This window comes from Vibrio sp. YT-18, assembly GCF_033337345.1.
Taxonomy (GTDB): Bacteria; Pseudomonadota; Gammaproteobacteria; order Enterobacterales; family Vibrionaceae; genus Vibrio; species Vibrio alginolyticus.
The window spans coordinates 428,861-441,293 of record NZ_JAWOQO010000001.1 but is presented as its reverse complement, the minus strand read 5'-3'; the positions used below and the strand labels follow the sequence as shown (position 1 = coordinate 441,293).

The window sequence follows — 12,433 nt, the reverse complement described above, 5'->3', positions numbered from 1 at the left end:
GAACCTCCGGTTGGACATAGATTTAACTTAAGAGTGATTTACGCAGAACAAAGATCATGCTCACCGTAAACAAGCCATTTAGGTAAATATGCGGCTTCTGGAATCGTCCAGCCATACTTATCGTATGCTAATGCAGCAAGACCAGTCAGTTTCAGAGAAACATTTCCTTTTGGCGAATAGCGAACATCTTCATTTATGTAGAACTGGTAATGCGCCTCTAACGCATCCCTCAGTGCCTCTTGATAATGTGCCTCATCGCCATCGATAATGGCAACAAACACATTCACAAATGGAATAAACAAAGAGTGTACATATGGCACTCTGGTTGATTCTAAGTATTGCGGGGAGGATTTCTCCATCACAGTTTGCAATAACTCTGGTAACGCTGATGAATTGCTAAATACACCGTTAACGAATTCGACCAGCGCAACATTAAACGGCGTCTTTATAGACACTAATGACTCATCCATGATGGTCATCAGCTCTACGCAGCGCCAATCTCTCGCAGCCATCGCTAAACAGATTTCATCCAACCAAGCATCCATTGTTCCTCCTGCAACAGAACGGTTACCCACTTCCGAAAAGTGTCGGTGCCCAACGGAGAATTCAACCACTTGGTCTGAATGATTGCCCAGCAAGTACACGTTATTCAGTAACTCAAGCGCCCTTTTTATATAAGCTGGCGAGGCCTGATGTTGTCCGTATTCTGAAGCAGTGAAGAATGCCTCAAGCGAATCCCAAGCATCGCCTTTCATTCTTTTAAGAGGTTGCTTATAAAAAAATTGTTTTTCATCAAGCATCCTTTCCCAGAAGCTGTAAAAATTTTCGTCTTCTTCACGAAAAATACGCAATTTTCTTTCTTCAGGTATATCTAAATAGTGATTTCTTATTGTTTCCATCGTTCCCTAGCCTCGCATTATAAGTTGTTCTAATTTTTTGCCGTGATGATATTCATCCTCAAAATCAAGCCGTGAATGATGCCGAAGTTGATTTATAAAATCAATTTATAATCAGTATGTTGTATCGAAAGTTAATGCTTAACTGAAATGAATCGAAAAGCCGAAAAACATTTGAAATATAAGGCTACCGCACAAGCCGCGATGGGTAGGCCAGAACGTACCTGTCCATAAACAGTGGACGACGAACACTGACTTTGTGGAGTAAAGATAGACAGATATTCACCATTGTGTTCGCCTTTCTTTTTCTGTCGCTTTCGATAATACTCTTGCGCAATATTACTCAGCTGGAAAATTTTATGCCTCAAGCAAACTCTGTGGTCGTACTCGACTTTGAAACCACAGGTCTCTCTCCTACTTTAGGTGATCGCGCAATAGAAATTGGTGCAGTAAAGTTAGTCAATGGCGAGGTTGTCGATAGTTTTCAGCAACTCATGAATCCCGGTTTCAGAGTGAGTTCTTTCATTGAGAACTACACCGGCATTACCAACAATATGTTGCGATCGGCACCAAGCTGCGAAGAGGTAATGGCGTCATTTAGTGAGTTCATTGCTGGCGAGAACCTTATCGCTCATAACGCTTCATTTGATAAACGATTTTTAGATGCAGAACTTGAGCGAATCAACTGTGGTTATTCAGGTGAGTTTGCTTGCTCCTTACTGGTGGCAAGACGGCTCATTCAAGATGCCCCATCGCACAAACTAGGAGAACTTGTTCGCTATAAAAATATCGACAACGACGGTGTTTTTCACCGCGCACTAGCCGATGCGCAAATGACGGCCAAGCTTTGGCTCTTAATGGTCGAAGGATTAGAAAACTCAGGTATCGTTAAGCCAAGTTTTCAGTTGATGCAAACGGTTAGTAAAACAGCAAAAGGAAAGGTCGACCTGCTACTCGCCAAAAGCCGTGCTTAACTCCCTCCTCACTCAAAGTTCATTTTTGACTCTTAGACATTTAAGCAAGTTTCGATATACATAAGATATTGTGCATCCCAGTGAACTTCCTACTCCGAAAGCGGCAGTTCGCTGGTCTCCCCTACAAAACTGGCTTACTATGCCAGTTACCTAAAACGCTTTGTGAGCCACTCATGAGCAGAAAAAATAACAAAAATCTCAGCATTCTTCTTAAACTCAACACCTTTATTGCACCGTATAAATGGCGGGTTGCGGCGGCCTTGGTTGCCCTTGTTGCGACAGCAAGTTTGACGTTATCCGTTGGCTATGGAGTACGCATACTTATCGACCAAGGCTTTGCTCAGCAATCATTGCAAGAGCTTACCAATGCGATTCAGTTTATTGTCGGTGTCACATTGTGTATTGCCATTGGGACTTTCTTTCGCTTTTACCTTGTCTCTTCCGTAGGTGAGCGCGTTAGTGCGGATATTCGCCTTGCGGTGTTTAACCATGTGATTACGCTGCATCCGAGCTATTTTGAGACCAACAGTAGTGGCGACATTATGTCGCGCCTGACTACCGATACCACATTGCTGCAAAGCATTATTGGTTCATCGTTCTCGATGGCGATGCGTAGCGCTTTGATGTGCTTTGGGGCCATCATAATGTTGTTTGCCACTAACGTTAAGCTCACGCTGATTGTGCTTGCTTCTGTGCCTTTGGTTTTGGTACCAATTTTGTTTTATGGACGACGCGTGCGTGCGCTCTCTCGCCAAAGTCAGGACTCAATGGCCGATGTCGGAAGCTACGCTGGAGAAGCGATAGAGCATATTAAAACCGTGCAAAGTTTTAGCTCAGAGTCGCATGAACGAGCGGCTTTTGCTGTCGAGGTGGAAAAAGCTTATGAAGTAGGCAGACAGAGAGTAAAACAGCGCGCGATCCTGATATCAGGCGTTATTGTGATTGTGTTCAGCGCGATTTCAGGCATGCTTTGGGTAGGCGGCAGCGATGTGATTCACGGAAAAATGTCTGCGGGTGACCTAGCCGCATTTGTGTTTTATGCCATTATGGTTGCCTCATCGACTGCAACCATTTCCGAAGTCATGGGTGAATTGCAAAGAGCCGCAGGTGCTACCGAACGGCTGATTGAGATCCTTCAAGTAGACAGCGATATTAAAGCGCCGAACAACTATTTGCCTGTCCGTTCCGACATGCCTGCTGAGGTTAACTTTAATTCGGTGAGTTTCAACTACCCTTCTCGCCCAAATCAACCAGCAATCAAAGAATTAAATCTAACCGCTGAACAAGGAAAAGTACTGGCGTTGGTCGGCCCTTCTGGTGCAGGTAAAACAACACTATTCGAACTGCTGCAACGATTTTATGACCCACAGCAAGGGCAAGTGTTGTTTGGTGGTGAAGATATTCGACAGTTCGACCCAAACGAGCTTCGACGTCAAATGGCGCTCGTACCACAACAACCAGCGCTGTTTAGCCATGATGTTTTTCATAATATTCGCTACGGTAATCCTGAAGCGACGGATGTACAAGTTATCGAAGCCGCGAAAAAAGCCCATGCCCATGAGTTTATTGAGAAGCTTCCCGAAGGCTATCACAGCTTTTTAGGGGAGCGCGGCGTTAGGCTATCGGGCGGACAAAAGCAGCGTATTGCGATTGCTCGCGCGATTCTAAAAGATCCAAAAATCTTACTGCTAGACGAAGCTACCAGCGCTCTTGATAGTGAAAGTGAACATCACGTTCAACAAGCACTTGAAGCTCTAATGAAAGGACGCACAACGCTGATTATTGCTCATCGTCTTTCGACTATCCAACATGCGGATAAAATTGCGGTGCTCGACAATGGCGAGTTAGTCGATGTTGGTAACCACCAATCATTAATGCAAAGCTGTGAGTTGTATCAGCGACTTGTGGCATTGCAATTTAAGCACTTGGAGTAACGCCTAGTTAAGCGTTCAAAAGTAAGCAAAGGCGGACCAAATAATTTAATAACAGGAGTTTAACGATGTTTTTGTGTCAGTCCAGCGAGCCTTGGCGAGACTAAGAATCTAGCTCTGAGTGGTTAATGAGATAATTTAGACCATGAAGAGCTAGGATAGAAGATCCCACATCATGTCCCATCGTCGCTGTACAAGGTGACGAAATACAAAAGATGCCACTCGCAGTTAAACGAGCGGCATTAAACCAAGCAGCTCGCCTTTTAACAAAGGAATTCCAGTAAGAATCCAGTAACCAGCGTATTCTCCCTTCAACTAGAAACACTCGTTCACAACTACCATATAAAACCCAATCAACTTCATTTGTAACAATTAAGGTTTCAAAAATAGGAAATCATTACTGAAAAAGTTTACCGCGTTTTGTGTTGCTATCTATGGTTACAATGTTTGAGACATCAATGCCTTCAAACCAAGCAACACAAAAGCGGCACCGATATGAACAGCGAAGCGAAACAACTATTTTCTTATCTATGTCAGCGATACGATGCGCTTTCTCAAGAGCTTGAGTCTCGCCCTTTTCCTGAATTTTCTGAGACTATTACTCATCCTCTTGGGCACTGTTTAGTCCGTTGCCCAGCAGGTAGCCAACGCTTTTCTATTGTAGCAGTCAACTTTGCACCCTCCGTTCGCGGGCAAGGCGTGCTTACTGCATTTATCGACTACATCAAAAGCAATCCTTACCACTACCAAGGTGTTGAGGTTGCAATCATTGAAAACAAGAACTTAGCTAAACGGCTTTTGTCTCTTGGCTGGAAGTACAAGTCCCTGTTTGGCAAGATTTTCTTCGCTAGCAAGCCGACCCTAGTAAAGGACTTTCAGTCTGCGTAATAGTTATTACGAAACCGCATCGACATCCAAAGTAAAACCATCACTCAAAATCCGTAAGCATGTTGAAAAAAACTTGGCGATCTTCTGCAGTACTTCCTCGATGAGCAGTGTATTCAACGTGCGCGTCTGCGCTGGCTTTTGGGGATAGATTGATGCCCCATAACGCATTAATTTGGTTTGGTACGATGGAATAACGCATATCAACAATTCGCATTTCATTATTCGGATCCGTCGCTACAAAACCGTTTGAAAACCAACGGAAACGTTCGATGTCTCTTGCTTGTTGCGATTGCGGGTTTAGCCACGGAAATTGCTCTTTTATATTTAACTTTGGAGTTGATTCGCCAGGGTAAATTTTTATTGAACGCCCCACCCTTACGGCATCTACATAGTAGCTCTCTTCCGTTTCATAAATTAGTTTCCAAACCAAAAGATTGCTGAAACTTGGTTTGGCTTTTAATTGTATAGCGTTGTGTTGTCGCTCTTTGACGATTTCCCAACCAGCTACTTCTGCTCTATCTCGTTGTATCGTTCCAAGACTTAGGTAAGCCAGGCACCATAAAAATGCAATGCGGGCATAGTTTGGGCTTCGCTTCAGTGCAACAAACAAAAGCAATATTAAAATAGGGAGTGTGAACGCGGGGTCGATTACCGAAATAGTGTTCCAAGCATAACGCGTGTTGCTTATCGGCCATAGAAGCTGTGTTCCATAACTGGTGCATGCGTCTAATAACGCATGGGTACTATAACCAAGCGCGCAGTAAAACCAACTCTGCCGGAAGCTTAGTCCTCGCTTTTTTGCGAACAATGGATACAACACCAAAGCACAAATGAAACTACCAAACGGGATAAACAAGAGCGAGTGAGTAAATTGGCGATGGTATTCCAAATACAGCAAAGGATCAGTTGAAGAACGGATGAGCACATCTAAATCCGGAGCCATCCCAGAGACCACGCCCAACACGCCAACAACTGCAAGGTTTCGCTTGTTGCTCACGGCCAGTGGCAAAGTTGCACCCAATAAACCTTGCGTTAACGGATCCATCGTTCACTTCCTTTAGATAGATGAAGCTCAGCTGGAAAGCGTACACGCTCAATAGTCGGTTCCAATTTAAAAACCAGAAGGTTCTTCGACATAAATTATCCGCATTTAAGTGGAAAACAATACACGACTTAGTCATGCATTTGCTTGTTTAGCAACAAACACCTTGATTTAGTGTAAGAAGGAATCACGCCGTTCGCTAGTGAACGAACAAATCTGAGTCTAGGCTTGTTTGGTATTTCAAACCCGAAGGTTTATCTGACGCGAAAAAACAAGGCGATCCAAATGGCTCGCCTTGTTTCTAATTTACTGAACGATAAACGACAGGGGTTTAGTCTTGAGGATTCTCTTTCGCGTTGATTTCAGCGTAAGTGTGCAGCAGCTCCGTCAATGTTTTTACCCACGCAAAAACATCCGAAGGTGCATTTTCGATTAGTTTTTCCACTAGAGCACAGTGTGTTTCTAGCGTGATGGCCTCTTCCAAACGGAATGAGAGCGCGTAGAAATGCCAAAGCACCAATCGCGTCATTCGCTCGCTATTTTGCTTTGCGTTGTCTGAGTCATCAAACGCTTGTTGAATTTCACTCAGTGCGATTGCTGTCATGCGTAGCATTGCATCAAGACGTGCAGACAACATGCGGTCTTCACTATCCACTTCTTCTTGATCAAAAGTGAACAGCTCATTCATCACGTCTTCTGGCACCATTTTACTGATCATACGAGCACTAAACTCTTCCAGCTCATGGCGAGGCATAGTTACAAGACAATCGAAGGTGTAATCACGAAGCATAAAATCACTCTAGGTTAGAAATCAATTTCAGCCTCGCATTCTAAATATTGAAATTTCAATTGCCAGTGTTAATTTCTATCCATCTACGAAAAACTACAAAACACCGTTGATTGCAATACCAACACCAATCCGCTGCTGATTATGATCATAGTCGATCAAGCTCTTACCATAACCCGCTGAGTATTGTGCGTACCCCTGAACTTTGCCCCAAATCGGAAATGACACTCCCAGTTCTGCAAAACCCTTATGTGTTTGAAAGTTCTGGCGACCTAAAAAGGTAAACTCGTAACCATTCCACTTGTAAGCACTCGATAGCTCAAAGTGTCCCATATAGTCTTCGATATCCGGGTTATCATCACCTTTGGGATCATTAGGCGATGTCTTTTCATCTTCAGGTATACGCCACCAAGGCTGGATAGAAACCGCAAAATTGTCTTTTGCAAAGGTTACGTTGGCATAGACACGGTTCCAACTGCGCGATAGCTCCTGTCTCTGACCGTTAGACTCATGTTCAATACCAAAACCTAACCAAGTCGAACCATCAAGTGGTTTCCAGTCAGTTGGGGTGTAGTAAAAAAGCTCTGGACGATAATTGGTTTCACGGAATGGACGAGATGCTGCACCCGTATATACCTGCCAAAATGATTTAAGAGTCATTCCAAAAAACAGACCATCGCCATCAAACAACAAGTCATCATAGTTCATTGGTACTTTAAAACTGATTTGGAACTCCGCCTCTTCCTTACGCAGTTCATCGCCGTATTTGGTGTCGGCATACGCGCGTTTATTTACACGATCACTGTATGTAAACGGAAGAATATAGTTAACGCGATGCGCGACCAGACTAAACGGTTCGAACGCGTTTTCTCGTTCTGATTCCAAACGCTTGTCGACCAAACTTTCCTGAAGTTCTTCAGGCTCTTCAATTTCTGGATCAGCGGGCACTGTGCTGGTTACTGTGTCAAGCTCACACTGCGCGCGAATGCTCTTTATGGTTTCTTCACCTTTGCTTTGCTTTATTTTGTCTAGCAAACATAAATCATAAGCACTGGCTGTTTCTCCCATCGCAACTGGCGCTGCCAATAAACTCAGTATTGATATCCCTGCCACTTTTGAAGCCATCTGAAACCCTTAATATTCTTTATGTCAAACCAGATAATTTTAGTTTTTCTTGGTAAACCGCTTGCCATTCTGACGTTAAGGCAATGTTAAATGTCCGCCGACTTTACGTCTTGGATAAATGCAACAGACTTTAGACATATCGGTCAACTATGATCAAAGCGCAAAAAACAACCAAGAGTTGAGCATCATAGATAAAAACCACTCGTTTGCATGATGCTCATGTTCTCTATGCAAAATACTGGCTCGTAACTTTGATTGCAAACCCGGCTATGAATAAACCCAAACCAAAACCCAAATGCGCCAATGTGCTAAGAAAACGGGCTTTCCAAGGTGTTGGGGTTTTACTCGCAGCAAAACCAAATCCTAGACAAGGTTGAATGACCAAAAATGGGAAGATCAACGTTACCACGCCTGTAATTAAGCTGGGCATTAGACTGGGCTCTACCAACCAATGATGACCAAAAACAGTAACGTGAGCCAAAGCGAAAGTAACGCCGATGGCATAATGCAAAAACCAGCCAAGTGACTTTTCTCCCGGCATCGCCTCTGACGCCATAATTGGCGCATGCATAAACTTTCCTTGGGGCATGTACAAAACCCAGCGCGCAACCAACGCATAGTTTAATGAAGGAATACCAAACACTCTCCTTTGTAACCATGCCCATAAATCCATTATCAAAGTGGCACCAATCCCTATTAGCACCGCTTGCAATCCCATTAAAAGCAGCATTTTTCTCTCCTCAAGTTTTTGATTTGTTAAGGTCTTAGTTGCATGCTACAACTTAAAGCCAACTTGAAGTCAATGGGGAATAATATGGATATTGCAGAAGTGGTTAGAAAATCAGGATTGCCGACTTCAACGCTCAGGTATTACGAACAGCTGGGGTTAATTCGCTCGATAGGAAGGAATGGATTGAGACGCCAATATTCACCAGAGGTACTCAATACACTCAATTTAATTAGTTTGGGGCGTATCGCTGGAATATCGCTTAACGAAATGGCAGAAATGTTGAATCAATCAGAATTTTCAAAGCCATATATCGATCGTGACTTACTAACGAAAAAGGCACTTGAGATTGATGAGCAAATAAAACGTTTGAAAGCGGTGCGAGACAGCCTAAACCATGTTGCCTCCTGCCCTCATGAGTCACATATGGACTGTTCTTCATTTCAGAAGCTTATGAAGGTCGTAAAGCGTTATGTCCCCCAAAAACAGAGATAAACCGCTCTCACTACCTTCCTATTCTTGATTTACAAGGAAGTAACTCGCGGTTGTGAGTTACTTCCTTTCATATTACTTAGCTTGCGATTTTACGTACTTCTTCACTTTTTTCATCGCCATTTTTTGCTTTAACGGTGAAAGGTAATCAATGAACAAGTTACCAGATAGGTGATCAATTTCGTGCTGCATCACAATCGCTAAGAACTCATCACTCTCGATTGTAATCGGGTTGCCATCACGGTCTAGTGCAGAAACAACAACTGACGTGTAACGCTCTACATCTGCGTAGTACTCAGGAACAGATAGGCACCCTTCTTGACCAAGTGCTTTGTTTTCTCCGCTCACCACTTCTGGGTTAACCAAGATTAAAGGATCATTGCGTTCGTCAGAGATATCGATGACAACAACCGCCTCTTTTCTGCCCACTTGGGTTGAAGCTAAACCGATACCATTGCCCGTTGCGTAAAGTGTTTCTAGCATATCGTCTATCAGCGTTTGTATTGTCGATACATCAGTGACTTTTTCTGCTTTTACTTTAAGCCTTGGATCAGGAATTGAGAGAATTTCGAGGACTGCCATACTTACCTTTCATATCTATAAATCGTAATTCGTGGCGAATTATACACACGTTTCTCGATACATAAACCTGCTAAGCTATCTTGCGCACAAGGCATAAACCATTAACTCAAACGACAACACAATAAATGGGTTTGCCTTTTAGACAAAAAATCCTACAAACAGGAAACTAAAACGCCAGCACATTATGGCTGACGTCTTGTCATGATCCTAATTGAATCGTTTGTTGTATTTTATCTACTGACTTTCCTTGGCTTTGAGTAATACTCTAATCGCCATTTTCTCACCACTTTTTAAAATTAAGTAGGCGATGCCAATCGTTATTAGCATTATGATAGCAATAAAAATACTTACCCCACCGAGCTCAGATAATAAATAAAACGGAGAAATATCTAACGACATTAAGATAAGAGAGAACACTACCAAACTTGCTAAAGTCCACAGTAAAACAGCATACCATCTTGTTTTTGATGGCATTACATCTCCAGTCTTGTAGCCGAAGTAATAACCAACACTCATGGCTGGGATTAACGTGCTAAGAAAGCCTGTACCACTCATTTCTATCCCAACAATATATTCAATGGCCAACAGCAATGCAGCCCAACAAACGGACGCCAGACACAACAGAGACGCAACAAGAAGTACCGATGGTGGCTGGTTTATTTCTGATTCTGAATAGTTATTTTTTAATTCCACTTTCATTTCCTTCCATTTATTTGAATAAAATAAGCGTTTTAGATCATGCTTCCGCTTGGACAACCTAGAGAAACAACACCGCCATAACTCGTTGTTGGCGTAACTACCATGACTAAATCAACAGGAAGAAACACAACGTCCGTTGCTAACGACAAAGGAATGTCAATCAATGATAGTGGGTATAACGCGATAGAAGTAATATCAGCTCTTAAATAGCAAGGTTGTCGTGCGACTGATAACGCGGTGCCTGAAAACGGCTTTCCGTATCCGCCACCAGCATGCGCATCTATAGACGAACACCCCACCATTAAAGATGCTGACACCACAAGAAATACAACTTGTAGCTTTTTAAATAGTTTTATTTTCATTTAACCTAGATTCCAACTAACTGTTATTTTTTAAAACTAACCCCTCTCTCTCAAATTGTATATTCAATAAGTTTACTCATATGGGCCCAGTGCAACCATGTTAATACGTTCTATGTATCAGAAACAATTCATTTATTTCCAATGACACTAGTGAGATTATGCGACGTGATTGGAATCTCACTTAAGTTTTCATGGACCTATCGCGCTGAAAATTGAAGCCTCTACCTGTCATAGAATAAAAAGCCGTCAAAGCCAGTGGTTCTGACGGCTTTTTGTAAGCGCCCCGTGGGCATTACCTACACCATTATTGCTTGAAGCTTATCTAGTGACAGACCTAGATAGCTAATAGTCGCACTTGCTGTCGGAGGATTTTATTGGCTTTTACGCGGACTTTAACCAACACATCACCATCGACCAACCTAAGGTCGAATATTGGTGAATGTCGCGATGGTGACTCCATCACTTTGTGACGACAACGATTTTACGTCTGCGCTAAAGTAATATGGATTAAGTGGCATTTTGCTCTCTGCTGGTCGCGCGTAGTAAAGCTTGGCGGGCTGTTTTGCCATTTGTTGCGCGTACAAATACCCGACCAACGCATGTTCAAACTGGTGGTAACCATTTCCCCAATGGAACGCTTTGGTTGATTTAGGATTCAGACCAACACCTCCGTACTGATGATCCACCCATACGTCCATAAAAGTGGGTAACGTGTATTGAAGCGTTTCTTTCATCGAACCATCAATAAGGGAAACTGTCATTGCCGCTTGATCGAGCTCTGCCCATTCCCAAGACGAGCTGTAATGCTTGTGCGGTCTTGATTGCCAAGCAGGAATGCTCTCTTGCGTCCATTTACCCTGCCATTCTGGAGAGAAGAGCGCTTTGACTTGCTCAAAGTTTTGCTGGTATTGCGCTTGTTTAAGCGTGTGTTTCATTCCTTTGAAACCAAACTCTGTCCACTTTGAATTTTCCAACAACTGACCTGTCAGATACGTCATCCAATACGCCTTGATGGTGTGTCCAAAATCATTGTGTTTCGCATCTGGCATCATTACCGCTTTGTGGTGTATCGCGCCATAAAAGCGCTGCTCTTTGACGGAATGGTAGTTATCTATCATCACTTGCGTCAGCCATTGCAGATCTTGCTTCCACTTGGCTTGCGCTGGCGGTGGTAAAAGTGGCGCCGTTAACAACAGATAGCCATTGATCTGGTCAAGTTGAGCGACTAGCTCTTGCTGCTTCGCACCTTCCCCATCACCGTCTTTCAAAACCCAAGCCAGACCGCGATCATCGCTTCGTCGGTATTGTTTAAATATAAACGCTTGCTGGTCGATAAGCGCTTGTTCAACCTTTGGATCTTGCGTCAAGTAGTAGTACATCGCCAACCCCACCAAGGCGTAAGCTTGGTCTTGAGAAGTTCGTTGTTGCCACTCCATCCCCGGTTTTCCACCACGCGTAAAGCTCACAAAGCCGCCGTTTTTCTCATCTTGTAGATGATCAATCAGGTAATAAGCCCCTTTCTTTGCCAGCTCTAATGCTTGCTTGTCACCCGTAAGATGAAAAAGCACGCCATAAGCGTAAGTTTGGCGCGATTTCATGCGGGTGTATTCGCGATCGAAGTGCGGGCTAATCCACTCTTTGTTTAATTCTTCACACGGCTTTTGTGGGTCGAGAATGACACCGTTATCACAACGAAAAGTCGGAAAATTCCCCGCAGGTTGTCCATGCGCGCTTTCCATCATCCAATATGGGGCTAGGCCATTCGTCACATGGTTTAACCAATCATCCCCCGAAGGCAGGCCTACATCAGCAAAGCTGCTCATGCTCGTCGTTGCGAGCAATAAGGTAAGATATTTAAAAGACATAACACTCAATTAAGTTATTGAATTTTATCCAGTATAAATAACTCCCTTTACGCATATTGTCGT

At 43.4% G+C, this 12,433-nt stretch carries 13 protein-coding genes; 4 read left to right on the top strand and 9 right to left on the bottom strand.

What is annotated here, in order from left to right; all coding sequences use genetic code 11:
* Positions 1–38: 38 nt before the first annotated feature.
* The gene (locus R7M72_RS01805) at positions 39–899 is read right to left on the bottom strand and encodes an immunity 49 family protein (RefSeq protein WP_318056004.1); all 861 of its coding nucleotides are present in this window, start codon (positions 897–899) and stop codon (positions 39–41) included.
* A gap of 356 nt (positions 900–1,255) precedes the next feature.
* Between R7M72_RS01805 and R7M72_RS01800 the strand changes: the two genes are divergently transcribed.
* The 3 genes from R7M72_RS01800 (at position 1,256) to R7M72_RS01790 (ending at position 4,689) form a co-directional block, all read left to right on the top strand.
* Positions 1,256–1,870: a PolC-type DNA polymerase III gene (locus tag R7M72_RS01800; protein ID WP_042520765.1), complete on the top strand. Its 615-nt coding sequence runs from the start codon at positions 1,256–1,258 to the stop codon at positions 1,868–1,870.
* 173 nt (positions 1,871–2,043) lie between these two features.
* On the top strand, positions 2,044–3,804 hold the full coding sequence (locus R7M72_RS01795) for an ABC transporter ATP-binding protein/permease (protein WP_042520763.1): 1,761 nt from the start codon (positions 2,044–2,046) through the stop codon (positions 3,802–3,804).
* Positions 3,805–4,296: 492 nt separating this feature from the next.
* The gene (locus R7M72_RS01790; RefSeq protein ID WP_005376463.1) at positions 4,297–4,689 is read left to right on the top strand and encodes a hypothetical protein; all 393 of its coding nucleotides are present in this window, start codon (positions 4,297–4,299) and stop codon (positions 4,687–4,689) included.
* 40 nt (positions 4,690–4,729) lie between these two features.
* On the opposite strand, the gene R7M72_RS01785 is transcribed toward R7M72_RS01790, so the two are convergent.
* The 4 genes from R7M72_RS01785 to R7M72_RS01770 form a co-directional block, all read right to left on the bottom strand.
* Positions 4,730–5,734: a metal-dependent hydrolase gene (locus tag R7M72_RS01785; RefSeq protein WP_042520761.1), complete on the bottom strand. Its 1,005-nt coding sequence runs from the start codon at positions 5,732–5,734 to the stop codon at positions 4,730–4,732.
* A gap of 328 nt (positions 5,735–6,062) precedes the next feature.
* Entirely contained in the window at positions 6,063–6,521 is a 459-nt protein-coding gene (locus R7M72_RS01780; RefSeq protein ID WP_042520759.1) for a hypothetical protein, read from the bottom strand.
* A 93-nt stretch (positions 6,522–6,614) separates the two neighbouring features.
* Complete coding sequence (locus R7M72_RS01775) at positions 6,615–7,643, bottom strand: phospholipase A (RefSeq protein ID WP_005376466.1); 1,029 nt, start codon at positions 7,641–7,643, stop codon at positions 6,615–6,617.
* Positions 7,644–7,869: 226 nt separating this feature from the next.
* The gene (locus R7M72_RS01770) at positions 7,870–8,373 is read right to left on the bottom strand and encodes a DUF2938 domain-containing protein (RefSeq protein ID WP_033906514.1); all 504 of its coding nucleotides are present in this window, start codon (positions 8,371–8,373) and stop codon (positions 7,870–7,872) included.
* 84 nt (positions 8,374–8,457) lie between these two features.
* On the opposite strand from R7M72_RS01770, the gene R7M72_RS01765 reads away from it, so the two are divergent.
* Entirely contained in the window at positions 8,458–8,865 is a 408-nt protein-coding gene (locus R7M72_RS01765; RefSeq protein WP_042521113.1) for a helix-turn-helix domain-containing protein, read from the top strand.
* Between the two features lie 72 nt (positions 8,866–8,937).
* On the opposite strand, the gene def is transcribed toward R7M72_RS01765, so the two are convergent.
* From def to R7M72_RS01745, 4 genes are all read right to left on the bottom strand, one after another.
* The gene (def, locus tag R7M72_RS01760) at positions 8,938–9,444 is read right to left on the bottom strand and encodes a peptide deformylase (protein WP_042520757.1); all 507 of its coding nucleotides are present in this window, start codon (positions 9,442–9,444) and stop codon (positions 8,938–8,940) included.
* A gap of 234 nt (positions 9,445–9,678) precedes the next feature.
* A complete protein-coding gene (locus R7M72_RS01755; protein WP_042520755.1) occupies positions 9,679–10,143 on the bottom strand; it encodes an ABZJ_00895 family protein in 465 nt (154 codons plus the stop codon).
* Between the two features lie 32 nt (positions 10,144–10,175).
* Positions 10,176–10,505, bottom strand: a complete 330-nt coding sequence (locus R7M72_RS01750; protein WP_017820979.1) for a YceK/YidQ family lipoprotein — start codon at positions 10,503–10,505, stop codon at positions 10,176–10,178.
* Positions 10,506–10,924: 419 nt separating this feature from the next.
* A complete protein-coding gene (locus tag R7M72_RS01745; protein WP_193837986.1) occupies positions 10,925–12,370 on the bottom strand; it encodes an N-acylglucosamine 2-epimerase in 1,446 nt (481 codons plus the stop codon).
* Between the last annotated feature and the right edge of the window lie 63 nt (positions 12,371–12,433).